The organism is Salinimicrobium sediminilitoris, assembly GCF_020866905.1.
Lineage (GTDB): Bacteria > Bacteroidota > Bacteroidia > Flavobacteriales > Flavobacteriaceae > Salinimicrobium > Salinimicrobium sediminilitoris.
Map to the genome: position 1 here is coordinate 233401 of NZ_JAIVCC010000002.1, position 25616 is coordinate 259016.

Annotated in this window: 20 protein-coding genes and 1 pseudogene; 7 read left to right on the plus strand and 14 right to left on the minus strand. The window is 42.4% G+C overall.

The annotated features are described in order from the left end of the window. Positions 1 to 47 precede the first annotated feature (47 nt). Entirely contained in the window at positions 48 to 1472 is a 1425-nt protein-coding gene (locus LA313_RS02815; protein ID WP_228913095.1) for an L-serine ammonia-lyase, read from the plus strand. 552 nt (positions 1473 to 2024) lie between these two features. After that, a complete protein-coding gene (locus LA313_RS02820) occupies positions 2025 to 3029 on the plus strand; it encodes an alcohol dehydrogenase (protein WP_228913096.1) in 1005 nt (334 codons plus the stop codon). 275 nt (positions 3030 to 3304) lie between these two features. On the opposite strand, the gene LA313_RS02825 is transcribed toward LA313_RS02820, so the two are convergent. Then, complete coding sequence (locus LA313_RS02825; RefSeq protein WP_228913097.1) at positions 3305 to 3781, minus strand: nuclear transport factor 2 family protein; 477 nt, start codon at positions 3779 to 3781, stop codon at positions 3305 to 3307. A 53-nt stretch (positions 3782 to 3834) separates the two neighbouring features. On the opposite strand from LA313_RS02825, the gene panB reads away from it, so the two are divergent. From panB to LA313_RS02850, 5 genes are all read left to right on the plus strand, one after another. Beyond that, positions 3835 to 4653: a 3-methyl-2-oxobutanoate hydroxymethyltransferase gene (gene panB, locus LA313_RS02830; protein ID WP_228913098.1), complete on the plus strand. Its 819-nt coding sequence runs from the start codon at positions 3835 to 3837 to the stop codon at positions 4651 to 4653. A gap of 37 nt (positions 4654 to 4690) precedes the next feature. Further along, the gene (locus tag LA313_RS02835) at positions 4691 to 5113 is read left to right on the plus strand and encodes a hypothetical protein (protein ID WP_228913099.1); all 423 of its coding nucleotides are present in this window, start codon (positions 4691 to 4693) and stop codon (positions 5111 to 5113) included. Positions 5114 to 5713: 600 nt separating this feature from the next. Continuing rightward, on the plus strand, positions 5714 to 6412 hold the full coding sequence (locus tag LA313_RS02840) for an RluA family pseudouridine synthase (protein ID WP_228913100.1): 699 nt from the start codon (positions 5714 to 5716) through the stop codon (positions 6410 to 6412). 43 nt (positions 6413 to 6455) lie between these two features. After that, complete coding sequence (locus tag LA313_RS02845; RefSeq protein WP_228913101.1) at positions 6456 to 7181, plus strand: energy transducer TonB; 726 nt, start codon at positions 6456 to 6458, stop codon at positions 7179 to 7181. A 50-nt stretch (positions 7182 to 7231) separates the two neighbouring features. Beyond that, positions 7232 to 8635 carry an aldehyde dehydrogenase gene (locus LA313_RS02850; protein ID WP_228913102.1) on the plus strand — a complete coding sequence of 468 codons (1404 nt, stop codon included), beginning with the start codon at positions 7232 to 7234 and terminating at the stop codon, positions 8633 to 8635. Here LA313_RS02850 and LA313_RS02855 read toward each other — a convergent pair whose 3' ends face one another. The 13 genes and pseudogenes from LA313_RS02855 to LA313_RS02915 all read right to left on the minus strand — a co-directional run bounded on the left by LA313_RS02855 (position 8636) and on the right by LA313_RS02915 (position 25606). Then, positions 8636 to 10159 carry a bifunctional GNAT family N-acetyltransferase/carbon-nitrogen hydrolase family protein gene (locus LA313_RS02855; RefSeq protein WP_228913103.1) on the minus strand — a complete coding sequence of 508 codons (1524 nt, stop codon included), beginning with the start codon at positions 10157 to 10159 and terminating at the stop codon, positions 8636 to 8638. 279 nt (positions 10160 to 10438) lie between these two features. Beyond that, positions 10439 to 11296 carry a 5-oxoprolinase subunit C family protein gene (locus LA313_RS02860; RefSeq protein ID WP_228913104.1) on the minus strand — a complete coding sequence of 286 codons (858 nt, stop codon included), beginning with the start codon at positions 11294 to 11296 and terminating at the stop codon, positions 10439 to 10441. 169 nt (positions 11297 to 11465) lie between these two features. Next, a pseudogene (gene pxpB, locus LA313_RS02865) lies at positions 11466 to 12016 on the minus strand (5-oxoprolinase subunit PxpB); the annotation flags it as partial. After that, the gene (pxpA, locus tag LA313_RS02870; protein ID WP_228913106.1) at positions 12016 to 12753 is read right to left on the minus strand and encodes a 5-oxoprolinase subunit PxpA; all 738 of its coding nucleotides are present in this window, start codon (positions 12751 to 12753) and stop codon (positions 12016 to 12018) included. The gene pxpA and the pseudogene pxpB, both read right to left, overlap by 1 nt. After that, entirely contained in the window at positions 12750 to 13979 is a 1230-nt protein-coding gene (locus LA313_RS02875) for an Nramp family divalent metal transporter (RefSeq protein WP_228913107.1), read from the minus strand. Before LA313_RS02875 ends, pxpA begins: the two co-directional genes overlap by 4 nt. Then, positions 13976 to 15133 carry a DUF2891 domain-containing protein gene (locus tag LA313_RS02880; protein ID WP_228913108.1) on the minus strand — a complete coding sequence of 386 codons (1158 nt, stop codon included), beginning with the start codon at positions 15131 to 15133 and terminating at the stop codon, positions 13976 to 13978. Before LA313_RS02880 ends, LA313_RS02875 begins: the two co-directional genes overlap by 4 nt. An 8-nt stretch (positions 15134 to 15141) precedes the next feature. Further along, positions 15142 to 16680 carry a YifB family Mg chelatase-like AAA ATPase gene (locus LA313_RS02885; protein WP_228913109.1) on the minus strand — a complete coding sequence of 513 codons (1539 nt, stop codon included), beginning with the start codon at positions 16678 to 16680 and terminating at the stop codon, positions 15142 to 15144. 183 nt (positions 16681 to 16863) lie between these two features. Beyond that, positions 16864 to 17721 (minus strand): BadF/BadG/BcrA/BcrD ATPase family protein, encoded by an 858-nt coding sequence (locus LA313_RS02890; RefSeq protein ID WP_228913110.1) that lies wholly within the window; start codon positions 17719 to 17721, stop codon positions 16864 to 16866. A gap of 49 nt (positions 17722 to 17770) precedes the next feature. Further along, the gene (gene gap / locus LA313_RS02895) at positions 17771 to 18772 is read right to left on the minus strand and encodes a type I glyceraldehyde-3-phosphate dehydrogenase (RefSeq protein WP_228913111.1); all 1002 of its coding nucleotides are present in this window, start codon (positions 18770 to 18772) and stop codon (positions 17771 to 17773) included. 22 nt (positions 18773 to 18794) lie between these two features. Continuing rightward, a complete protein-coding gene (gene pfkA / locus LA313_RS02900; protein ID WP_228913112.1) occupies positions 18795 to 19781 on the minus strand; it encodes a 6-phosphofructokinase in 987 nt (328 codons plus the stop codon). Positions 19782 to 19905: 124 nt separating this feature from the next. Then, positions 19906 to 21342 carry an alpha-amylase family glycosyl hydrolase gene (locus LA313_RS02905; protein WP_228913113.1) on the minus strand — a complete coding sequence of 479 codons (1437 nt, stop codon included), beginning with the start codon at positions 21340 to 21342 and terminating at the stop codon, positions 19906 to 19908. A gap of 11 nt (positions 21343 to 21353) precedes the next feature. Beyond that, complete coding sequence (locus LA313_RS02910; RefSeq protein WP_228913114.1) at positions 21354 to 23729, minus strand: glycoside hydrolase family 31 protein; 2376 nt, start codon at positions 23727 to 23729, stop codon at positions 21354 to 21356. Between the two features lie 35 nt (positions 23730 to 23764). After that, positions 23765 to 25606: a glycoside hydrolase family 13 protein gene (locus tag LA313_RS02915; RefSeq protein ID WP_228913115.1), complete on the minus strand. Its 1842-nt coding sequence runs from the start codon at positions 25604 to 25606 to the stop codon at positions 23765 to 23767. Positions 25607 to 25616 lie beyond the last annotated feature (10 nt).

The following is a 25616-nucleotide window of genomic DNA, read 5'->3' on the forward strand; positions in this document are numbered from 1 at the left end:
CTATTTTTCCTGAAGGGATTATTACCTTTGCCGGCTAAAGTTTGAGAATGGAAAGTATCAGCGTTTTTGACATGCTTAAAATAGGAGTTGGTCCTTCCAGCTCCCACACCCTGGGCCCATGGAGGGCCGGCGAAAGATGGATAGTGGAATTGAAAGAAGCTGGAAGATTTGATCTGGTCGAAAAGGTGACCATCAATCTGTACGGTTCTCTTTCCCTTACCGGAAAAGGACACGCTACAGACCTGGCTTCGGTATTAGGCCTGTTAGGATACGATCCTGTTACTGTCCCAGTTGAAAACATTGATCCCGAGATCAATAATATTAAAACCTTTGGCCGGCTTAACCTTAACGGGGAGCGCAGCATTGACTTCGATCTCGAAAACGATATCGTCTTCAATAAAAAATTCCTGCCTTTCCATCCCAACGGAATGAAATTTACTGCGCTGCTTTCTTCCGGCAAAACAACATCCTCCACCTTTTACTCTATTGGCGGCGGATTTGTAGTTAAGGAAGAACGTAAGAACGCCAAAAAACAACTTCAGAAATTTAAACACTTTCCTTTTCCCATTGTAAAAGGAACAGACCTGGCCGCTTTTTGTAAACAGGAGAATAAAAAGATTTCTGAAATAGTCTACGAGAACGAAAAGTCACTGCGAACTGAAGCTGAAATAGATGCCGGGTTAAAGGCTGTGTGGGACGTGATGCTTGAATCAATGTATTTAGGTTGTCATACCGAAGGAACTCTACCCGGTGGTTTGAACGTACGCCGAAGGGCTCCAGATTCTCACAAGAAGCTTATTGGAGATCTTAATTACGATTCACCCGAAGAATGGATCGAAGCCATTCGTAAAACTGAAGTAAAGTTCCGCTCGATTTTAAAATGGGTAAGCTGCTTTGCTTTAGGTGTGAATGAAGTGAATGCTTCTTTAGGTCGTGTCGTAACAGCCCCCACAAATGGAAGCGCCGGAGTTATCCCCGCAGTTCTCATGTACTACCTTACAATAGAAAATCACGATGCCAGATTTGAAAAGATTAAGCAGTTCCTTTTAGTAGCAGGTGAAATTGGCAGCTTGTTCAAAAAAGGAGCTACTATTTCGGCCGCTATGGGTGGTTGCCAGGCAGAGATCGGAGTTTCTTCCTCCATGGCCGCCGGAGCTTTAACCGAAGTGATGGGCGGTACTCCAGAACAGGTTATGATGGCAGCCGAAATAGCCATGGAGCACCACCTCGGCCTCACCTGCGATCCCATCGCCGGTCTCGTACAAATTCCTTGCATCGAAAGAAACTCCATGGGTGCCATCAAGGCAATAAACGCCGCCGAAATGGCAATGGACGCCGATTCTATTCACGCTAAAGTTCCACTTGATAAGGTAATCGAAACAATGTGGGAAACAGCAAAAGACATGAACTCAAAATACAAAGAAACCTCAGAAGGCGGACTGGCGGTTAGAGTGAGTTTGAGTGACTGCTAGAACCACCCCACCCTGCGGGCACCCCTCCTTAAAAAAAGGAGAGGAACACTTGGAAGTCGTAAACGACTTCCCCTAACGGCTGCACATTTCATCTTTAAATGAAATTTCCTGCCAAAGGCAGGTTGAACGCGAAGCGGAAAATGACATTGGACTCCTCTCGAAGAGAGTGGACGCGAAGCGGAATTTTCAACCTAAACTCCCTCCTCTCGAGGAGGTTTTCCGCGAAGCGAAATGTCTCGAACAGCTCCCCTCCTTTTTTTAAGGAGGGGTGGCAGGCGAGAGCCTGACGGGGTGGTCAGGCGCTAGACCCGCGCAGCGGAAATTGTCCAAACTTTTCTATTTGAAAATTTTGACCTTTGGGACCCGCTATCTACAAGTTGCAACCAACCACACTTTAGCTTTTTTTTTATAGAAATTGGAATTTGGGATTTGGAATTTGAAATCTGGTATTCACCTTAATGGTACTCCCTTTCCTACCTGCTTTTAACTCTCCTTTATAGGTCTACCGTGCTATTTATCAATAACTTCAACAACCAAAACCATAAGAAGTATATGAAAGCAGCACAAGTCCAGGAGAAAGGTGGAGATTTTGTAATTGTTGATCTTGAAAAACCAACTCCAAAAGCAAAAGAAGTACTCATAAAAGTAGAGGCTTGTGGCATTTGTCACAGTGATGCTTTTGTAAAAGATGGTACCTTCCCTGGTATCGAATACCCCAGAGTTCCGGGACACGAAGTAGTAGGTATTGTGGAAAAGGTGGGAGAACAGGTAAATATGTGGAAAGAAGGTCAGCGGGTAGGAGTCGGTTGGCATGGAGGTCATTGCTTTGAATGTAATCCCTGCAGGCGTGGTGATTTCATCAATTGCGAAAATGCCAAAGTAAGCGGAATTTCATATGATGGAGGATATGCCGAATATATGACTGCACCTCAGGAAGCCATTGCAGCTGTTCCTGAAGAACTTTCTTCTGAAGAAGCCGCTCCTTTGCTCTGCGCGGGAATCACTGTTTTTAATGCCCTTCGAAATTCAGGAATAAAACCCGGTGACCTGGTAGCAGTCCAGGGAATTGGAGGTCTGGGGCATCTTGCTGTTCAATATGCGGTAAAAATGGGGATGAGAACAGTTGCAATTTCTCACAGCGATAGTAAAAAAAGATTAGCCAAAGAACTGGGAGCCAAACATTTCATTAATACCGCCAATGAAGATCCTGCCGAAGCCCTGCAAAAATTAGGAGGTGCCAGATTAATTTTAGCCACTGCGCCTGTCAGCGAGGCCATCACGGCGGTAATAGGTGGTTTGACAATAGATGGAAGAGTACTCATGGTTGCAGCAACAGGAGAACCGGTCCAGGTCTCTCCTATGCAGTTACTCATGGGACGTAAAGGCCTTTCCGGCTGGCCCAGCGGTACTGCAAAAGATTCGGAAGACACTTTGAATTTCAGCGCCCTTACAGGTACAGTGCCAATGATAGAGGAATATCCATTAGATAAAGTTAACGAAGCTTATGATCAAATGATCAACAATAAAGCCCGTTTTAGAGTAGTCCTTAAAATGTAAAAATAAGAGTCGGCTAGCAACTATCAATCCCTGCCGACAGGCAGTTGTGAACGCCAAGCGAAACAGTTTGAAAGAAACTCCTCCACTTGTGGAGGTTTCGCAAAGCGAAATGTACCCAACAGCTCCCCTCCTTTTTTCAAGGAGGGGTGGCAGACGATAGTCTGACGGGGTGGTCAGACGCTACACCCGCGCAGCGGAATTAAGTCCAAATTTTTTAACCTGAAACCCGGAACGTAGAACTTTGGAACAGGCAACCCGCAACCCGAAACCCGCAATCACTTCACCTTTTTCTCCTCACAACCTTCTTTCCTCCTGGTGTCAATTAGATAAATGATCTTCCATTCTTCCTCCACCTTCAGCAACTGAAAACTGTTTACTCCGCAATGGCTAAAAGTTTCATCCATATAAAAAGAATAGGGCGTCCATACATTGGCCATGTTTCCATCGATTTTAATGACATAATCATGCAGGACTTCTTTAAAATCGGTTTTTAAAGGAATACCCACTATTCCTTTTAACACCTTCTGCAACTCTTCCCTTACCAGGACTGTTTCCCCGGTCTTCGATCTTCCAATAGTCTGAATAACAGGGTTCTCATGAAAAACCGATTTCATTATAGTAGAATCACGTGCATGGAATCCTTCAAAAAAGGTTTCCACAACTCTTTGAACTTTATCTTCTTCTATAGGATCCTGAGCAACAACAACTGTTGCTAATAGCAGAAAAATGGCTGTGGATACACGTTTCTTCATGTGCTGAGTTTTAGGGTAATTTAGTACTTTTACCTGAATTTAAAACCAACCGTATGTCAGTCGCTAAAAAACAGTTCAAACGAATCACCACCAAATCACTGGTCGAAATGAAGTCTCAGGGAGAAAAGATCTCTATGCTTACTTCCTATGATTTTTCTATGGCTAAGATCGTTGACGGTGCAGGCATAGACGTCATTTTGGTTGGAGATTCGGCCAGTAATGTAATGGCGGGACATGAAACAACTTTGCCAATTACCCTGGATCAAATGATCTATCATGCGGCGAGTGTTGTTAGAGCTGTTGAGCGCGCTTTGGTGGTTGTAGATCTTCCCTTCGGAAGTTACCAAAGCGATCCAAAAGAAGCATTGCGATCGGCGATCAGGATCATGAAAGAAAGCGGTGGACATGCAGTAAAACTGGAAGGTGGAAAAGAAATTAAAGATTCAGTTAAACGTATCCTCAACGCCGGTATCCCGGTAATGGGTCACCTTGGATTAACCCCACAGTCCATTTATAAATTCGGGACTTACACAGTTCGCGCAAAAGAAGAAGCCGAAGCCGAAAAATTGAAAAATGATGCTCTAATGCTGGAAAAAGCCGGTTGTTTTGCTCTTGTGCTGGAAAAAGTACCTGCCAAACTGGCTAAAGAAGTTGCAGAAAGCCTTACGATTCCTGTCATTGGAATTGGTGCCGGAAACGGAGTCGACGGCCAGGTGCTGGTTGTTCATGATATGATTGGTATGACCCACGAATTTAACCCAAGGTTTTTGAGAAGGTATCTTGACTTATATTCAGAAATGACAAAAGCATTTGAACAATATCGTGATGATGTAAAGAGCAGGAACTTCCCATCAGACGAAGAACAATATTAGAAGACAGATTTTAGAATTTAGAAGTTAGATTTTTTCCATGAAAATCAGGTATACAAAAAATCGATCCAATTTTAATCTTTTTTTAGGTACTCCTTTTGTCATTTTTGGTGCCTTAAAAGCCTATGAAGGAACAGCAGACTTTGTGCATTATATTCAACTAATTCTGGGAATATTAATGGTTAGTAGTTTCTTTCTTGAGCGCAAATTTGGATATCTGAGTATTGAAAATGGAATGCTGACAAAATATTTCTTTATAAAGAGAGTCATTAAAATTGACAATATCACAAATATTCAATCATTACCCGGAAGGATAAAATTAGTAACTCCCCAAAAAAATCTCAGCATCAACACCTCAATCATTGATAAAGAATCGATCAGTGATTTATACCGGGTCTTAGGTGCCCTTCAACTTGAATCTCAGGAAAACCCGTTTACCGGTTGGTCTCCGGTCAATTCTTAAGAGGTATGGGAATAGGAAAAGCTGTATTACTTACCCTCTCGTATCTCCTATTCAACTGGCTCAACTTCGGAATTGTATACCGGACCTTATTTGCCTTTAAAATTTTTATAACTTTATTTGCGCTGTGGTTGATCCCTTCCAGAACACTCTATCACTTCTGAAAAATGATAACTAAATACAGAAAAAAATACCTCTGGGCAGATCTCATTTTTGGGATCTTATACTTAGTGCTTGGGTTATCCGGTTTTTTTTATGGATCCAATGGTTTTATAAGGTACGGTTTCACGGCGATCGGGCTTTTATATCTTTTTCAATTCTTCTATAAACTGAAGTATTCATACTTAAAGATCGAGGGGAATATTCTTTTTCGAAATTTAATTTTTCAGCAAAAGAAAATAGATCTTTCTCAAGTTACACGGATCAAAAAATTTGCTGATGAAATCATATTTTTGACACCTCATGAAAAGTTGAAGATCAGCACTAAATTAGTAGGCAGGAAAGACTTGCCTGCTTTCCATGACCTATTAGCTTCCCTGGATCTGGAACCGGAAAGAAATCCTTTTAAAAAGGAAATTGTAAAGACTATTTAAAATTGCTTTTTTGGAACACAAAATAATTTCCACTCCGCAAAACCTTCAGGTACTTCACGAAGACAATCATTTGGTCATTGTAAATAAACGTCCGGGGGATATAGTACAGGGAGATAAGACCGGCGATGTGCCGCTAAGCGAAGTGGTAAAAGAGTACATCAAGATCAAGTACGACAAACCGGGTAATGTTTATCTCGGAGTTGTACACCGACTCGACCGCCCCACCAGCGGAATCGTTCTTTTCTCCAAAACTTCCAAAGCCCTTCCCCGCCTCAACAAACTCTTTAAAGAAAAGGACGCAAAGAAGACTTATTGGGCAATTGTAAAAAATCCGCCGCCAAAACAGGAGGACACACTGGTGCATTACATGAAGCGGAATCCAAAACAGAATAAATCTTACGCCCACATCAAGGAAGTACCCGATTCTAAAAAAGCCATTTTAGAGTATCGCCTGCTAAAGAGCCTCAACAATTATTTCCTCCTGGAGATCGACCTGCATACGGGAAGACATCACCAGATCAGAAGTCAGTTGTCTGCTATTGGCTGCCCAATTAAAGGAGATCTCAAATACGGTTTTGACCGCAGCAACAAAGACGGGAGCATTCACCTGCACGCGAGAAAACTCATTTTTGAACATCCGGTAAAAAAGGAAAGACTTGAGATTATTGCACCTCCGCCTCAGGATCCAATTTGGGATGCCTGTACATAAAATTTTATAATTGATTAACCAACTCTATTTGCATACTTTTCCAATGAACAAGCTTTTTACGCTAGCTTTACTTTTTTCGGTCCACCTCCTTACGGCACAGGAGAAAATTTATATGGACCAGAATTATGAAAATGTAACAGATCCTTCTCTCGCCTCCTACTACAAAATTGAAGAAAAAATTGAAGCGGGAGATGCCGATATTATCAGAAAAACTTTCAGGATGAATGACAGTATTTCCGCCATACAGTATCTCTCATTTAAAGATGGAAAAGCAGTCAACGAAGGCCGACATAAATTCTGGTATAAAACAGGAGAACCTTTTTATGAAATAGAATATAAAAACGGGGAAAGACATGGGGAATTGATTGCCAGGTGGAAAGATGGAACAAAAAGACGCCATGACTTCTTTAAAAAAGACAAGTTTAAAAAGGGAACTGTTTGGAATGAAAAAGGTGAGGAAATAGAACATTTCCCTTACTGGATCCCCGCTTCCTTTCCCGGGGGAAATGCAGAATTACAGACCTATTTAAAAAATAATCTTCCAATTCCCGAGAAACAGAAACGAGGCACAACAGTAAAAGTGGCAGTGATCTTTACTATAAACGAAGAAGGGATCATAGAAGAAGTTCAGGTAATAGACGGTGCCCCGCGCTGGTACAATGCCGTAGCTGTCCAGGTGCTTTCAAATATGCCCAGATGGGAACCTGCACGCTTTTTTGGAGCCCCTCAAGCTACCAGCTTTGGTTTGCCTATTAGCTTCGTAAAATAATTCCAAAATTTCAGCTTTCGTCAAAATGTTGTAATTTAAAAGGAAAATTAATGGCCGAAGAAATTAAAACCGCAGCAGAAGTTGATATCCCAAAATTATTATCCTCTCAAAAAGCCTTTTTTGAGGCAGGTCATACTCTTGATGTTTCAGAAAGAATAGATAAGCTAAAAGCTCTTAAAGAACTTATTGAGAGTAAGGAAAAAGAAATTGCTGCTGCACTTTTTGCCGACTTTAGAAAACCTGAATTTGAAACTTACGCTACAGAAACTGCTCTCATCTTGAGCGAGCTAAAATTCACCATCAAGAAATTAGGAAAGTGGGCAAAGCCAAAGAAGGTAAAAAGCACCTTCCTGAATTTTCCTTCGACAGATTATATTTATTCCCAGCCTTATGGAAATGTACTGGTACTGGCACCGTGGAATTATCCCTTTCAGCTGAGTGTTTCTCCGGCTATTGGAGCATTGGCAGCAGGTAATACTGTAGTGATCAAGCCGAGCGAATATGCTCCTGCCACTTCTCAACTCACAAAAGAGATCTTTGCTGAAGTTTTCCCTGAGGAACAGGCCACAGTTGTCCTGGGAGGTGTTGAAACCTCAGAGGAACTCCTGCAGCAAAAATGGGATTATGTTTTCTTCACCGGAAGCGTTCCCGTGGGAAGGATCGTTGCAAAGGCCATCGCTCCAAATCTCACTCCGGCAACCCTCGAGCTTGGCGGAAAAAACCCCTGTATCATTCACAAATCGGCTAAGATTGAACTGGCAGCCAAAAGAATTGTTTGGGGGAAATTCATCAACGCCGGACAAACCTGCATCTCTCCAGACTATATTCTCATCGATAAAAAGAAAAAAACTGAATTCACAGAGGTTGTAAAAAAAGAAATCAAAGCAGCTTTTGGAGAAGACATAAAAAAGTCTCCCGATTATGCCAGGATCATCAATAAAAAGAATTTTGAGCGGCTTCAGGCCATGCTCGAGGGCCAAACGTTCATCACAGGCGGTGAGACATCCCCGGAGGACAATTACATGGCTCCAACGCTCTTAAATGAGCCTTCTTTAGATTCTGAAGTAATGCAGGACGAGATCTTCGGACCAATCCTGCCAATTTTGACATTTTCAGATGAAACAGAAATTGAAAAGATCATTAACCATTATCCCGATCCTCTAGCACTTTACGTATTTGCCGAAGATAAAGACTATTCAGAAGAAATTCTCAAAAAATACCGTTTTGGAGGCGGTGCTTCCAATGACGTGGTGGTGCATATTGCAAATAAAAATCTGCCGTTCGGCGGAGTTGGCAGCAGCGGTTATGGCGGCTACCACGGCAAATTCTCCTTTGACACTTTCACCCACAAAAAGAGCATTAGCAAACGTGGGACTTGGATTGACATCCCGTTGCGTTATGCTCCTTACGCAGGGAAACTGCCTCTTATAAAAAAGGTAATGAAGAGAATTTAATTATTTCTTCAGCTTTAAAGAATATAAGTCCTTTCGGCGATCCTTCAGGTTTCGTACACTTCCAAAGTTATGTAACTCCTTAAGCAGGTCAAGATCAACATCCACAAGTAAGGTACTTTCTGTGTTTGGAGTCGCTTCAGCTTTGATCCCGTTCACAGGGAATGAGAAGTCCGATGGCGTAAACACCGCGCTCTGTGCATACTGGATATCCATGTTGTTCACCTTCGGCAAATTACCTACAGAACCGGCAATCGCAACATAACATTCATTCTCAATGGCCCGGCTCATCGCGCATAGTCGAACTCGGGAATAGCCGTTCTGGGTATCGGTCATGAAAGGAACGAATAAAATGTTCATCCCCTGCTCTGCCAATAAACGGCCCAATTCCGGAAATTCAACGTCGTAACAAATGAGGACACCAATCTTTCCGCAGTCAGTATCCATCGTCTTCACCATGCTTCCGCCTTTCATTCCCCAGGCAGAACCTTCGGCCGGGGTGATATGCAGTTTTTCATAACGCTCATAACTCCCGTCGCGACGGCATAAATAACCAACATTATACATATGCTCGCCAATGATCTGCGGCATACTGCCGGTAATAATATTGATGTTATAAGTAATGGCAAAGTCGACAAAGGTTTCAAGAAGTTTATCTGTATAGGAGGCCAGGGAGCGAATGGCTTCAGCTTCATTTAGATGGTTATATTCGGCCATTAGAGGAGCATTGAACAGCTCGGGAAATAGGATAAAGTCACTTTGATAATCACTTACTGCATCCACAAAGAATTCTATTTGTGACACCAGAGCGTCAAAATCCTTGAACAATCTCATTTGCCATTGCACCAGGCCGAGGCGCACTACCGTTTTAGCAGTATTGATTAGCTTATCGGGTTTTGTGTAGTAAATATTATTCCACTCCATAAGGGTAGCAAACTCCTTGCTCTCGTAATCTCCCGGCAAGTAGCCCTTTATTACCTTTTTTACGTGAAAATCATTGGAAAGCTGAAAAGAAAGCACCGGGTCGTGAATCTCCTTTACCTTTACTTTTTCAATATATTGCTTGGGAGTAAGCTCTTCGGCAAACTCGGCGTAGTTAGGAATACGACCTCCAAAGATGATAGCTTTAAGATTCAATTGTTCACAAAGTTCCTTACGTGCCTCGTAGAGCCGGCGTCCAAGCCTCATACCGCGGAATTCGGGATGTATAAAGACATCTATTCCATATAGAACGTCCCCACTTTTAGTGTGGGTAGAAAAGTTCTCTCCTCCAGTGATCTGCTCGTAGGTGTGATTGTCATCAAATTTGTCGTAATCTACAATAATTGAAAGGGCACAACCGGCTATCTTCTCGTCGATAATAATACAGAACTGCCCATCGGGAAATTTCTTAATAAGATTTTTGATCTCCTTCTCGCTCCAGTATTCGTTAGGCATGGCATCATAGCTCTCTATCATAGAGATCTTTAATTCCTTGTAATCCTTAACACTCAGGTTTCTTAATTCAATTTTTGCAGAATCTATCACTTCTTTTTTTTTACAAAGATATTCCTTTCCCTGCTGCTTTTAAAATATTCTATAGCAGGCAGAAATCATTTAGTTTTCAATTGGTTAAGCTATTAACGCTAATGATATAAATCTTAATCCAAAAACAGTAAATATTTAATGCTCAGGCTTTTGTCAGCGCGGTTTTAATTATGTTTACACAACAATTTCCACTTACAGGAAGGTGTCATTCCCAGGCAGCTTAAAGATTGTAGGGTAATTTAAGTGACAGGTAAAATGACACCTTCTTATTTATTTGATCTACTTGTATTTAATCAACTTTAGCTGAAGTTTTTCTCCCGGTAACTTTTGTGCCAGTGTATTAATCCCAGCTTCGCTTAACTGAAGGATCCTTGGATAACCGCCCGTAGTTTGCCCATCTCTCATCAATACGATCAATATTCCTGAAGGCGTTAATTGCACCGTTCCCGGAAGCACAGGACCTGTTAAAATAGGCTGCAGGGAGTTTTCCAATTTCTCCTGAAATTGAATCCCCATGCGATTGCTCTCCTTTGCTGCTGAAAAATGGCCTTTTTCGAGAGTTTCTTTTTCTGAAGTTGACAATAATTCATATTCCGGTCCCCGAAAAGCTTCAATAACCGCTGAAGTTATATAGGCATCCGGCTTTACTGCAGCGTTCTTTTCACTACTCCTCTCCTCACTCTCCAAAAAGGGTAATTTCATACCTCTTTCCAGTCGGTTATGCGGAGTGATGCCGGGACTCCAGCTTCTGCTTTTGAGCAGCATTTCTGTTTGAAATCCGTTTTTCACAGCCAGGTAAGCCCTGTACCCGTAAATTCTTCTTCCAAAAGAAAGCACCTGTCCAGTTTGTACATTATAAACTTTATTATTCTCCAGCTTTACTCCGTCAAGATCAGGAGATAGATCTGCTCCTGTAATAGCTATTTGAGTTGGCCCCGTAAACTTCATTTTTGGCCCCTGTAAAGTGATTTCCAACACTGCAGCATCAGGTTCATTCCCAAGCATAAGATTGGCCATACCTGCTGCCTGTTGATCCATGGCGCCACTTACAGGTACTCCAAACTTCCTAAGACCTAATCTACCCAGGTCCTGAATGCTGCTAAAGAGCCCCGGCTGTATGATTTCTGCTTCAGCCATTTTCTTCTATTTTAAAACTGAACTTACCTCTTTCCACTTCTTCCTTTATCTTCTCATGCTCCTCTACACTCACAGGATAAAACCGAATCATATCCCCCGATCGAATTTCGCAGGGTGGATTTGCAGTTGGATCAAAAAGAGGAACAGGAGAATTCCCGATAATATTCCATCCCCCGGACTGGATTGAGGATAAATTCCTGTTTGTTTTTCCCCTATGCCAACAGCCCCTTTTGGGACACTTTGCCGGGGGTGAATTTTACGGGAAAAATGAAGAGTTTCGGGCAGGCCTCCCAGGTATAAAAATCCGGGTAAAAAACCGGTGAAATAGACAAGATAATCTACCGAGGAATGCAGGCCAATAATTTCCTCTTTTGAAAACTTTTTTGCCCGGGAAATTTCTTCAAGATCGAAAGCAAAACTTTCATCATAACACACAGGAATGTGAAATAATCTTCTTTCATATTTAAAGCTTATCTTCGCTCCCGAAAACTCTTCAAAAAGCCTAAAAATTTCACCATAGGCATCCTCTATGGATGGCGAGTAACTAACTAATAATGAATTAAATGTGTTTGTTACTTCAATATCTTGTTTAAGTGATTTTTCCTGAATAAATTTTTTTACTCTGAGGACCTTTTTTAATATTTCTGAAGAAATTTCCGGTTCGAATTCCAGGAGAATTGCCCGCTCCCCCAGCCTTTTTATTTTCGGATATTCCTGCATTAGGCTTTGTAAATTTCAAGATTTCGAAAAGATAATTCCCGGTGTAAATATTCGAGAATTTCGACCGAATTTGGGGTGTCACTGTGAAGACAAAAAGTAGAGGCAGAAGTATCGATTTTTTGCCCTTTTTGAGAGGTGATTTTTCCATTGTAAACCATGGAAAGCAAGTGCTCCAAAACCTGCTCTTTTTCGGTGATAAGAGCACCCGGTTCCTGTCGGTTTACCAGGCTACCATCTGGATTATAATTCCTGTCGGCGAAGGCTTCAAATCTCACCTTTAACCTGCCATTCACCAGTTGGCTTATCACAGAACCTTCGGCTGCATAAAGTACGAGTTCATTCCCAAATTCAAGAATTGATTCTAAAATAACCTCGGCTACTTCAGCATTGTCGAAAGCATCATTGTAAAGTGCTCCATGCGGTTTCACATGAGTAAGCAATGCTCCTTCGGCCTCTGTGATTTGCTTGAGGCTCATAATCTGGGCCACCAGGGATCGTTTTAGCTCGTCCTTTTCCATGGGAATTGATTTCCTTCCGAAGTTCTCTTTATCGGGATAAGAAGGGTGCGCTCCTATTTCTACGCGATGCTCCATAGCAAGATCCACAGTGTGATGCATGGTTTCCAAAGTGCCCGCATGACCGCCACAGGCAATATTACAGGCAGAAATGAGCGGCATGAGCTTTTTATCATACTCCCCTCCTTCTCCCAGATCGCAATTGATATGTATTTTTTTCATGAGTAAAAACTTTCAAGAACAGTAATAATGGACCGTGCCCCGAGGAAAATGGTAACGGCAATTATTGCGAAGCCCAAAATATTTAGCTTAAGTGAATTTCTAGCGCTGCCCATTAATTCACGCCTGTTTACCACCCAAAGTAAAAAGAATGCAATCACCGGAAGTAATATCCCGTTGGCTACCTGTGCAAATTTGATGATCTCAACCGGCTGAAAACCCAATGAAGAAAAGACCATTCCCAATAAAAGGATCCCTGCCCAAACCATTTTGAACCTTCTAGAAGTTAAACTTTTTTTCCATCCCATGCAACCGCTTACCACGTAAGCCGCAGCTAAAGGAGCAGTAATGGAAGAGGTTATTCCTGCAGCAAAAAGGCCTAAGGCTATGAACCATGTGGCGTAGCTTCCAAAGACAGGTTCGAGGCCTGCAGCAAGATCGACAGCAGTGTTAACGTTGACAACTCCCGAAGCTGCCGCTGTAATAACGATCGCGAGAGAAACTAGTCCGCCGAGACTAATGCTCCAAAAAAGCTCTTTTTGAGCTGTTTTTAGGCTGGTTTTATCTTTCCACTTTTCACTTACCAGCGACGCGTGCAAAAAAAGATTATAAGGGACCACAGTTGTTCCTATGAGTGCCATTACCGTGAGAATTCCTGCACCTCCGTTTCGGGGAATGAATAAACCCTGCAAAACTTCAGAAAGATTTGGTTTTGTAATGACAGCGGTGACCAAAAAGGAAATGCTCATAATTGCCACCAGTCCAATAAATACTTTCTCCAGAACTTTATAATTGCCAATGGCCAGCAATGAGAAAGCTATAAGTCCAATAGTAAGGCTCCATATATTGATTGAAAATATTCCCAAATCCAGAACCTGCACAGGAATAACTGCAGAGACCCCTAGTACAGCTCCAGAAATGTTTCCGGCCTCGTAAGCGGCGTTTCCAATCACAATAGCGGCAAAGATGAGCAGGATCGACAGGCTTCGGAAAAATGGATTCCCTATTTCCTCTCTTATGACTTCACTTAAACCCTTTTGGGTGACGAGACCAACCCGGGCCGCCATTTCCTGTAATATTAAACAGGCAACAATTGAAAGCAGTAATGCCCACAACAGGGAGAAACCAAATTCCACCCCGGCAAGGGTGCAAACAGTTACAGTACCGGGACCAATAAAAGCTGCCGAGACCAGCACTCCCGGCCCCAGGTTTTTAAACCATTGTATCAAATTTCCTTATTACTTTCCTGTATAGCATATAATGCAAAGGTTCCCAACCAGTGTCCTCCTTCATAGCTGTCGCCTACCAAATTGGGGAACGAATACATCACGTGATCATTCGCCAAAGCTCGCAGGTGCCCGTAATTTTCGGGATATTGTTGGGACAGACCATAAAGAACCCAGGCACGGCTAAAGTTAAGGCCATCCAGGTGAACCAGTTTCCCATCGGTCCTGTCGGTAACCTCAGCAGGTTCCATATCAAAATCTTTGTTGCGCAACTGCGGAAGAAAATCTTTCATCCACAGGTCAAAGGTCTTTTTGGGAAGCACACGCCGCATGATATCAACCTCGGCCAGGCAGGGAGAGAGAAAATCGAATCCGCTTGGCTCCCATTCAATAGGGCAATCGTCATCATTTAAATAGTAATCTTTAGCTCTTTTCTCGATCAACATCCGCAACTCCTCCTTCTCAGCCGAGACTGCATAATCATGGGCCAGAGCCAGTGCAAAAGCAGTATTTGTATGTTCCCCTACTCTAATGGGATAGTTAAGCTTTGGAAGGAATTCTTTAAATTTCTGAACCATAAGATCGGTAAGCGGTTGCAGGTTTTGGTGAAGTTCTTTGGCCATGGGATCTTCCCATCTTCCAAGTTCTTCAGACAGTTTTAATACCCACGCCCAGCCATAAGTGCGTTCAAAAGTACTCTCCTCCTTGCGGCTGAAGTATTTTACTTCTTCCCTAATGTTTTCGGCTGTCAAAGAAGATTTCAGCTTCTCCCGTATCTCCTCTGCCCTCTTCATCTCCGGAAATCTCTTCAGAAGACTTACCAGCGTCCAGTGGGCGTGTACCGATGAGTGCCAGTCAAAACAGCCGTAAAAAGCAGGATGCAGTTCCTGGGGTTCCCCAATATCATCCGCCCCAGAAAGGGTCTGGTTGAGTTTATTTGGATATTCCACATTAATGCAATCCAATGGTAGCTGCGCCAGCTTATTGGCTTCGTCTACAGTTAGCGCTATGGCTTTTGAGGGTTCGAGCATGGCTACAGCTTCATCCACAAGAGTAGAGTCCTGTTGTGGTTCCTCTGCCATTTGTGATTCATCATTTCCTTTACAACTTACGGCCGCAAATGCGGCAATCCACAATAATAATATCGTTCTTTTCATAGGTAATTTTATCCCAGCCATCCTTCCCTGTCCAGACTACGGTATTGAATGGCTTCACTTATATGAGCTCCTTTAATTTTTTCTGAATCTTCTAAATCTGCAATTGTGCGTGCGACCTTAAGAATGCGATCGTAAGCCCTGGCCGATAAATTTAGCCGTTCCATCGCAACCTTTAGCAGGTTCATTGAATCTGGGTCAAGGCTGCAATGTGCTCTGATTTGCTTCACGCTCATTTGCGCGTTATAATGTACTTTTTCATTATCCTCAAACCTGTCGGTTTGCTTTTGCCTTGCGGCTGTCACTCTTTTTCTTATGTCAAGGCTACTTTCCCCCCGCCTGTCCTCACTTAGCTTTTCAAATGGAACCGGAGTCACTTCGATATGAATATCTATTCTATCCAGCAAAGGCCCGCTTATTTTGCTCATGTACCTGTGCATTTCTGAAGGAGAGGACGTTACCGGCGAACCCGGATCATTAAAGTATCCGCTGGGGCTGGGATTCATACTGGCGACCAGCATAAAACTTGAAGGATAAGTCACCGTGAATTTGGCTCTTGAAATTGTTACCTCCCTGTCCTCTAAAGGTTGTCGCATTACTTCCAGTACACTCCTCTTAAATTCGGGAAGTTCATCTAAAAACAGGACTCCGTTGTGGGATAGCGAAATTTCTCCCGGCTGTGGATAAGCTCCGCCGCCAACCAGCGCAACGTCGCTAATAGTATGATGGGGACTCCTAAAAGGCCTGTGTGCCATTAAGCCCACACTTTCTTTTACCCGCCCTACTACGCTATGAATTTTTGTGGTTTCCAAAGCTTCATTTAAGGTCATGGGAGGCAAAATACTCGGTAATCGTTTTGCCAGCATAGTTTTTCCTGCCCCGGGTGGACCAATTAAAATAATATTATGTCCACCTGCGGCAGCGATTTCCATGCAGCGTTTAATAGACTCCTGACCTTTAACATCGGCAAAGTCGTGTTCAGGATTTTCCAGCTCCTGATAAAACTCCTTCCGGGTATCGATCACAGTTCTTTCCAGCTGCTCCCCCCGGTCAAAAAAGCGGATTATTTCATCTATATTTTCAATTCCGTACACCTCCAGTCCACTAACAATTGCGGCTTCTTTTACGTTCTGCTTCGGAAGTATAAAACCTTTAAATCCTTCTTCCTTAGCTTTTATTGCTATAGGTAAAGCCCCTTTTATAGGCTGCAGACTTCCGTCAAGGGAAAGTTCGCCCATGATGATATAGTCGCCAATGTTGGTGGCCTTAATTTGGCCTGAAGCCATGAGAATTCCCATGGCAAAAGTGAGGTCATATGCTGAACCTTCCTTCCGAAGATCGGCCGGTGCCATATTTACTGTAATTTTCTTTCCGGGGAGATTGTAACCAACATTTTTGAGTGCGGCAGCAATCCTGAAGCTGCTTTCCTTCACAGCAATGTCCGGAAGCCCAACGAGATGATATCCTATGCCGGTGTCTACGTTTACTTCCACCGTGATGGTGGTGGCTTCTACACCAAAAACTGCACTTCCGTAAACTTTAACCAGCATTAAAAAAATCTTTGACTAAATGTAGTAAAAATTTCGGGTTAAGGCGGGAGCCCTGTTTTTTAAACAAATATTTATGATTTATTCAAAATGAAAACCTCTCCAAAATGCCATTTTTGAAACGTATATAAATGAAAACGGCTGCCCATCTAGGCAGCCGTTCTCTAAAAGTTGTGAAAGAAAAAACTATTTTCCTATGAAGTGTTTCCTGTAGTAATCAATGATCCCGTCAATAGGACGTTGCACGAAGTTACCAGGTTCAAGCCGGTATGGCTGCAAAGAATCCTTAATTATGTCCTGGGAAAAATAAGCTATGGAACCTACAAAGTGAATAGGCACATTCTGGGCTTCTTTAAAGCAAAGTACCCTGTGCTCAATAAAGTTCTGCATTCCTTCAGCGATAAGTTGATAGAAATATCCATTTCTCTCATTTTTAAAGATGAATTCCGCAAAATGAGCAAGATAAGTGTTAGGGCTATCTTTTTTGTAGATATTCTCCTTAATAGAATCTGATGATATATCGTACTCTTTTTCAAAAATATCAGCCAGTTTTTTTGGCATTTTCTTGTAATAGTAATCGCGTATAAGCCTTTTCCCGAAGTAATTTCCACTGGCTTCATCCATCAAGATATATCCCAGAGAATCTACTGCTGTTCTTACGGTTTTCCCATCGTAATAACAACTGTTGGAACCTGTTCCAAGAATACATACAATTCCAGGCTTATCTGTAACTGCATAAACAGCTGCGACCATATCTTCCTGTACTCTAACGTCACTGGCACCCGAAAAATAAGTGCTTAGAATGGCCTTTAATAAGGCCGTGGGTTTTGCCGTTCCGCATCCTGCACCATAAAAATGGACTCTTTCTACCTTTTCTTTTACCTGTTTAAGGTCAAGGTTTTCCTCCAGTCTTTCCTGAAGTACTTCTGTCTTGAACACTGCAGGATTAAGTCCTTTGGTGCGTGTTTTCATTATTTGCTCACCTTCCGAATCAAGTAAGATCCAGTCACATTTAGTGGAGCCTCCGTCTGCTATTAAAATCATAATAGGAAGTATCAAAAAGCCCTGACCAAAGGCAGGGCTTTTTTATTAATTATTTAAGTGAAGCTACGTGAGCAGACAAGTCTACTAATTTAGCTGAATATCCATACTCATTATCGTACCATGCCACTAACTTAAAGAAGTTATCATTAAGAGCGATACCTGCTCCTGCATCGAAGTTACAAACGTAGGCATTGGATACAAAATCCTGAGATACTACCTGCTCTTCGGTATAGGAAAGGATTCCTTTATAGGCTCCTTCTGAAGCTTTTTTGAAGGCTGCTTTGATCTCTTCGTAAGAAGCAGCTTTCTCTGTTCTTACTGTAAGGTCAACTACAGAAACATCGGCAGTAGGAACTCTAAATGCCATACCTGTAAGTTTTCCATCCAGTTTTGGAATTACTTTTCCAACCGCTTTGGCTGCTCCTGTAGAAGAAGGGATAATATTTAGAAGTGCACTTCTACCACCTCTCCAGTCTTTCTTAGAAGGACCATCTACTGTCATTTGAGTAGCAGTAGTTGCATGAATAGTAGTCATAAGACCTTCTACAAGTCCAAATTCATCATCAACGATCTTAGCTAGTGGCGCAAGACAGTTAGTGGTACATGAAGCATTAGAAACCACTTTATCATCTGCCGTAATATCCTGATGGTTCACTCCCATCACGAACATTGGCGCATCTTTAGATGGCGCAGAGATAACCACTTTTTTGGCACCTGCAGTAAGGTGTTTTGCCGCAGTATCTTTTGTTGTGAAAATACCGGTACAATCCATCACGATCTCGGCTCCTACCTCATCCCACTTAAGATCTTCAGGATTCCTTTCGGCAGTAATACGAACAGTTTTTCCATTCACAACAAGGTTTCCTCCTTCGATCTCAACAGTTCCGTTGAACCTTCCGTGAACCGAGTCATATTTTAAAAGATATGCTAAATGGTCAACGTCAAGCAAGTCGTTAATTGCTACAACCTCAACATCATTTCTTTCACTGGCAATTCTGAAGGCGATCCTTCCAATTCGACCAAATCCGTTTATTCCTATTTTAGTACTCATAATATTTGAAATTTAATTTAAATTATATGGTGGTGATGTTCAACACCCGTCTCAATTCTTTATCTAATGGCTTAGAGCCTTTTATAGCAACTTCAAAATCCACCGATGTCACTAATTTGTGTGTAATCCCTACCATAACCCCGGTTTCTCCCCGCAGTAAAGCCTCTACAGCCCCTACTCCAAGTTTACTGGCAAGAACCCTGTCATAGCAGCTTGGTGCTCCACCCCGTTGGATGTGCCCCAGTACCGACACTCTAATATCATAATCTGTAAGGTTCTCTCCAATAAAGTCGGCAAGTTCGAAAATGTTCTTACCACTTTTTTCACCTTCGGCTACTACAATGATACTGGAGGTTTTACCCGATTTTCGGCTTTTGGTAAGAGAATCCAGCATCCTTTCTATCCCCATATCCTCTTCGGGAATGAGAATCTCCTCGGCTCCGGCTCCAATTCCGGCATTTAAAGCAATATCACCGGCATCCCGACCCATTACTTCCACAAGGAAAAGACGGTCATGAGAACTGGCAGTGTCCCTTATTTTATCAATGGCATCAACCACTGTATTCAAAGCGGTATCATATCCTATAGTATAATCGGTCCCGTTGATATCATTATCAATGGTGCCGGGAATCCCAACTACCGGCATACCGTGTTCCTTCTCCAGGTGAATAGCTCCGGTAAAAGTACCGTCACCACCTATTACCACAAGAGCATCAATCTCGGCATCCTTTAGATTTTTATAGGCCTTTGCACGACCTTCTACTGTTCGGAATTCCTGGGAGCGGGCAGATTTAAGAAATGTCCCACCTTTGTTAATTATATTTCTTACAGAGCGGGCAGTAAGTAACTCAAAATCCCCTTCAATAAGACCTTGATATCCTCTGTAAATTCCTATACATTCTATATTGTAAAAAGCACAACTTCGGGTCACAGCTCGAATTGCTGCATTCATTCCGGGAGCGTCTCCTCCAGAAGTTAATACCCCGATTTTTTTTATTTTCTCTAACATCAGTGTAAAGCTATTTCAATTCCATAAGATAACCTAATCAATTAAATTTCTCAAACGTTTTCGGTTAATAAAAAAGAAAAAAGCCCCATTTTTGAGGCTTTTTTATATTTTTTTGGGCAATTTATTAATTATCTGCTAATATTACATATTCCCAAGGGCCGAAATGATATTGGTCATTTTTCTGCTTTTTAAAATCTTTTTTTCCAAGATAAGGTTGCATTTCATTTTCCAACTCAAGGGTAAAATCGGCTGGTTTTTCTGAAAGATTGGCGATGTAGATCAACTTTTCCCCTCCCTTTGATCTTTCAAAAGCAAGGATTTGCTTATCCATTGAAGTTTGCAGCCTGTTATAAGCTGCTGCTTCCTTGCCTCCATGCAATGCTTTATTCTGGTTTTTAAGCTGACCCAGTTTTTCCAAAAGTGGCCACATCACGCCTTTAGTTTTAGAAATGGTGTCTTTTTCAAAGAACCTGAGTCTTTTATCCATGTCATACTCCTGCCCGCTATAGATTAATGGCATCCCGGGAATGCTGTATGTAAGAGCTACCATAGCTTCGGCGGCATCTCCCATTCTCTCGCGAACTGTTCCATTCCATGAATTCTCATCGTGATTTGTTACAAAGTTCATAAGATAATCATCCTCCTGGTAAGTGGTATCGATCTTTTTCATGTACTCATCCCAGGCCTCCACAGTGGCTTTTCCCTGCGCGATCTGGTTCTTTAAATGATGGCCTTCCCAGTTATATCCCATGTCAAAGGCGTTGTGGAAAAGATCTTTATCTTCAGACTCTGCCAGCATAAACACAGGTTTGGTTTCCTGAAGTTGTGGCACTGCCTGGTCCCAGAATTCTGTAGGCACTTCTCCGGCAACATCAGCTCTAAAGCCGTCGATATCGTGCTCTTCGATCCAGTACTTCATTTCGGCGGTCATTGCTTCCCACAGCTCTTTATTGTCATAATTAAGGTCGGCAACATCTGTCCATCCCCATGATTCTCCGGTAGCCGGGTTTAGTGGATCTACAGGCTCCCCTTGTTCATTCTGAGTATAAAAATCGGGGTTTTCTTCCAGCCATGGGTGGTCCCAGCCGGTGTGGTTGGCAACCCAGTCAAGGATCACATACATGCCGTTTTCATGAGCAGTTTCAACCAGTTCATCAAGATCTTCCTTGGTGCCAAATTCAGGATTTACCGCAGTATAATCTGCAATAGCATAATAACTGCCAAGGTATTTCTTCCTTTCTTCAGGATCTTCGATATCCTCAATACTTAGATCATTAGTAGCCTTTCTACGAACTTCAGAAATTGGATATATTGGCATTAGCCATATCACTTTTACTCCCAGGTCTTTTAACTGCGGAATATCTTTGGTGAAGGCATCAAACGTTCCTTCGGGAGAATACTGCCTTATATTGGCTTCATAAATAACCGCCGATTCCATGGCTTCGTTGGTTACCGGCTCAATTGTTTGCTCTTCCTCAACTACGGCTACAGTTTCCTCGGGCTCATTTTTACATGAGGCCAGTGTTAGTAAACCGAGTAATAAAATCGATATTTTCTTCATATGAAATAAATTTAGTTAATAATGGTAAGACTTGTTTTGTCGTTGTTTAAACTAACAGGGATTAAAAGTTTGTGCTCTTTTTGATCATATTCGAATTTGATCTTTTTACTGTTTATCTGAATTTCCCCGGGTCTCTTGTCCAGGTTGTGGATCACCAGGTCTACTTCTTTAAATTCTGAAGCTTCCCGCGCACTTCCCAGTTTTTTCAGAATATCGATCGAGAGTTTCTTCTCTGTGGTGCGGCTCTTGAAATAAAGAATCTCATATTCTCCATTTTCATAAGACCCGGATGTTTTTCCATCATCGTGATACAGAATATCTTCAGTCTCCCCGGCATCCGTGTCAAAAAAGTAATGTAACTCCACATCTTCTGCAGAAAAACTTTGCGTGGTTTGCATTGGCTTTGCCATAGGTATAAAAGCTCCGCCCCGCACAAAGGTTGGTATATATTCTTCTTTCAACTGAATTGTCGCTGTTGTACCTCCTGAAAATTTCTCTCCGGTATAAAAATCAAACCAGTTCGATTCCTTCGGAAAATATACCTCCTGTTGATCTATATTTTCCTGAAGCACCGGCGAAATAAGAAAGTTTTCACCCCATAAATAAGTCCCTGCGACCGAATAAAGTCTGAAATTTTCAGGCTCCTCAAAGAAAAGAGGTCGCATTAGAGGTAAACCTTCGGTAGTGTTTCTAAAAGCTAAAGTGTAGTTATATGGCACGAGTTGATAGCGTAGCTCGATTGCCTTTTTTGAAAGGGCTTTTGTTTTTGGCTCCCTAAAAACAGGTTCAGACGGTACTGCTTCCTGGGCATGCGGGCGAAAAATTGGTTGGAATACTCCGTACTGCAGCCATCTTACGTATAACTCATCATTAAGATTATCACCGGCAAAGCCACCCAGATCTGAGTGCATATAAGCCAACCCCTGAAGTCCCATTTGCAGAGAAATCTCCGGTTGTGGTTTTAATCCGCCCCAGCTCCTATTCACATCCCCGGACCATGGCATCAATCCGAACCTTTGAGAACCAGCAGCCCCGGCACGCATAAGGATAAATGGTCTTTGATCAGAAAATGATTGTTGGTAACCTTCATGGATCAACTTCGCCCAGTAATGGCCATAAATGTTATGAACCTCATTGGCTGTTCCGGTCCTGTGGATAAGGCTTTCAGGATGCACCTCGGGTTCTCCCAAATCACCCCACCAGCCGCCAACCCCCATTTCTGTCAGCTCCTCATAAATATTCCAGAACCAATCCTGCGCCTGCGGGTCAAAAATGTCGATTAAACTAGTATTTCCAAAGTAAAAGTCGTAGGTAAAAGGATTACCAAGAGAATCTTTCGCCAGCACATCTTCCCGCACGGCTTCTTCCCACCTGTTGGAGGTGGTAAGAACAAAAGGTTCTGTGACCAGGATAGTTTTTACCCCGTCCTCTGCAAGATCCTGCATCATTTCCTTTGGCTGCGGAAAAGAGTCTGTGACAAACGCGAGATTTCCCATTGTACCTTTTATCTCATGGCCAAACCAAAAAAGGTCAATAATTACAGCGTCTACGGGAATTTCTTCTTCTCTAAACTTTTCTATGGTTTCCTCTACCTCTTTCCGGGAGTGATAACCAAAACGGCTGGAGAAATTTCCAAAAGCCCAGCGCGGTGGTAACGGCTGTCGTCCTGTCAAAAGTGTATAATTCCCAACGATATTTTCCCAGGTGTCTCCTACCACAAGTTGATAGGTTTTTCGCCCACCTATAGTTTCATAGGTAAGAATATTGCTAAAATTGCTATCCAGGTCAAGATATCCAATAGGCGCATTATCGAAATGGAGTAAATATTTTTCTGAAGACAGGACTATGGGTAACGTAAAATTGAGAAGTTCGCTTTTGGTTTCATAGCCGTAATGGGCTTTATTATAAAGCTGAAGCCTGTTTCCCCTCCTGTTCATCCCCAGAGCTCGTGCACCACCGCCCATAAGAACTTCAGATTCGGTGAGATTGAAGTTCAATTTCTCATGCTCCTCTCCCTTTGAATAACCTGTATTTTCTGAAATCACCTTTTCTCCATCAAAAAAATAAGTGACCTGAAATGGCATTTTTGAGACCTCTATATCCAACCCTTCAGAATCGATAAAGACTTTTTCTTCTCCTTCAGAAACAGTAAAATTAACGGTTTGCGGTTTCAACACCACTGCGTGAGATTCCTCTATATAATCCTGCCCCGAGGGAACAAAAGCGGTCTCAATAATTTCCGGAGTAAAATACCTGAAAAGGTACTTCCCATCACTGGTGGTGATCTCTACACCCGCGGCTGTCTTTTCATGCCCTAAATAGTTTCGATTTGTATTTTGAGAATACAAAGAGAAAGACAACAAAAGACAACCTGTCAAAAATGCCATTTTTGGCAAGTCTTTCCGAAGCGGGTTCATAGCCATTAGTTTAATTCAAGTACCATAGATGATTTTCCTGAAACTTCCAGCCTATCACCTAAAGAAACCTGCTCACCTGAAATAACATCTTTCCCTGAGGTCGCTTCTTCCAGACCTTCAGCAAAACGTTCAAGATTGAGGGTTTGATCTTCAGGATTGTTGTTGATAACCACCATTACCCTGTCGTCTGTATCATATCTAAAATAGACATAGACATTGTTCTCGGGAATGTATTGCAACAACTTACCGGTATGCAATACTTCGTTGTTTTTGCGGTAATTCAATAGTTTTTTAGTGAAAGAATGGTATTCATTCTGCTGCTGAGTCCTTCCGGCTTCGTTAAAGGCATTTTGAGCATCTCCTTCCCATCCGCCCGGGAAGTCTCTGCGAATGTCGCCATCACCTTTTGCAGGTTTGTCTCCACGCATTCCAATTTCATCTCCATAATACAACTGCGGAATTCCACGGGTGGTTAAAACCAGCGTCATAGCGAGTTTATATTTATCAACGTCTCCATCATATTGTTCATTGATACGATTGGTATCATGATTTCCTGCAAAGACCAGCAGGTTGTAGATGTCCTTATAAAGAAAATCATTGGCAAAATTATCGTATGCCCTAACCATCCCGCGGTCCCAACCCATATCGTCTTCATTGAACATGCTCATAATGACATCGTGCAGCGTAAAATCCATTACCGAAGGTAAGTGCGAATTAAAACTCTGGATAGCTCCTACGGGAGAATCTTTTTGCCAGTAAGAAATCTGTGCCTGGTCATGCATCCATACCTCACCTACAATATTGAAATTAGGATACTCATCCATCACTGCTTTTGTCCACTTCGAGATCCCGTCCTTATCATTATAGGAGTAGGTGTCTACTCTAAAGCCATCCAAACCTGCATATTCGATCCACCAAATAGCATTCTGAGTCAAATAGTTCAACACCAATGGATTGCTTTGATTAAGATCGGGCATGGTCGAAGTAAACCAACCGTCTTCATTTAATTCTGTATCAATTCCAGACCTGTGAGGGTCGAATTGAGTTGTCATACGATAGTTGGAATTCTTATAGCCGGGAAACTGGTGAACCCAATCATAAGTTGGCAGATCTTTGATCATCCAGTGCTCTGCGCCCCAGTGATTGGTCACGTAATCCATGATAAGATCCATGTCCCGCTTCTCCATTTCTGAAGCCAGGCGACGGTAATCTTCATTGGTCCCATAACGGGGATCAACTTTATACACATCGCTTTGGGCGTAAGTATGATAGGAATAGGCAGGATCGTCATCCTCAAGTAATGGGGTGGTCCAAATGGCAGTTACTCCAAGATCTTCAAGATAATCGAGGTTTTCAATTATCCCTTCAATATCCCCACCGTGACGGCCTCCCGGTTTACTGCGGTCTGCTTTTTCCTGAAGTTCGGGATGCGAATCATTTGAGGGATCTGCATTTGCAAACCTGTCGGGCATTATAAGGTAAATGGCATCTGAAGCATCAAACCCTTCCCGAAGCGCCGATCCCGGATCACGCTCTTTGAGTTCATAACTGTAAGAGAAACCTTTTTTCCCTTTTTTGGAGAATCGTATGTCATAGCTTCCGGCAGGAAGATCTTCAGTTTGCACGGTAACAAACACGTAATTTGGATTTTCGGTCTTATTCACATTGCTAATCACCATTTCCTTAGGTGCTGAAACAGTATATTCAGCAATATTTTTTCCGTAGAACATTAACTGCACTTCAGAAAGGTTCATGTCGCTCCACCAAAAAGGAGGCTCAACCTTTTCTATTTGTGCGGTTAAGGAAAGACTTATGAGGAACAAAAATGGAAAAATAAGCTTCTTCATATTTAATATT

Excerpts from the sequence above, each read along its gene's own strand:
- LA313_RS02815 (WP_228913095.1), top strand. The coding sequence starts at position 48 with ATGGAAAGTATCAGCGTTTTTGACATGCTTAAAATAGGAGTTGGTCCT.
- LA313_RS02820 (WP_228913096.1), top strand. The coding sequence starts at position 2,025 with ATGAAAGCAGCACAAGTCCAGGAGAAAGGTGGAGATTTTGTAATTGTT.
- LA313_RS02825 (WP_228913097.1), bottom strand. The coding sequence starts at position 3,781 with ATGAAGAAACGTGTATCCACAGCCATTTTTCTGCTATTAGCAACAGTT.
- panB (WP_228913098.1), top strand. The coding sequence starts at position 3,835 with ATGTCAGTCGCTAAAAAACAGTTCAAACGAATCACCACCAAATCACTG.
- LA313_RS02835 (WP_228913099.1), top strand. The coding sequence starts at position 4,691 with ATGAAAATCAGGTATACAAAAAATCGATCCAATTTTAATCTTTTTTTA.
- LA313_RS02845 (WP_228913101.1), top strand. The coding sequence starts at position 6,456 with ATGAACAAGCTTTTTACGCTAGCTTTACTTTTTTCGGTCCACCTCCTT.
- LA313_RS02850 (WP_228913102.1), top strand. The coding sequence starts at position 7,232 with ATGGCCGAAGAAATTAAAACCGCAGCAGAAGTTGATATCCCAAAATTA.
- LA313_RS02860 (WP_228913104.1), bottom strand. The coding sequence starts at position 11,296 with ATGGCTGAAGCAGAAATCATACAGCCGGGGCTCTTTAGCAGCATTCAG.
- pxpA (WP_228913106.1), bottom strand. The coding sequence starts at position 12,753 with ATGAAAAAAATACATATCAATTGCGATCTGGGAGAAGGAGGGGAGTAT.
- LA313_RS02880 (WP_228913108.1), bottom strand. The coding sequence starts at position 15,133 with ATGAAAAGAACGATATTATTATTGTGGATTGCCGCATTTGCGGCCGTA.
- LA313_RS02885 (WP_228913109.1), bottom strand. The coding sequence starts at position 16,680 with ATGCTGGTTAAAGTTTACGGAAGTGCAGTTTTTGGTGTAGAAGCCACC.
- LA313_RS02890 (WP_228913110.1), bottom strand. The coding sequence starts at position 17,721 with ATGATTTTAATAGCAGACGGAGGCTCCACTAAATGTGACTGGATCTTA.
- gap (WP_228913111.1), bottom strand. The coding sequence starts at position 18,772 with ATGAGTACTAAAATAGGAATAAACGGATTTGGTCGAATTGGAAGGATC.
- pfkA (WP_228913112.1), bottom strand. The coding sequence starts at position 19,781 with ATGTTAGAGAAAATAAAAAAAATCGGGGTATTAACTTCTGGAGGAGAC.
- LA313_RS02905 (WP_228913113.1), bottom strand. The coding sequence starts at position 21,342 with ATGAAGAAAATATCGATTTTATTACTCGGTTTACTAACACTGGCCTCA.
- LA313_RS02910 (WP_228913114.1), bottom strand. The coding sequence starts at position 23,729 with ATGGCATTTTTGACAGGTTGTCTTTTGTTGTCTTTCTCTTTGTATTCT.
- LA313_RS02915 (WP_228913115.1), bottom strand. The coding sequence starts at position 25,606 with ATGAAGAAGCTTATTTTTCCATTTTTGTTCCTCATAAGTCTTTCCTTA.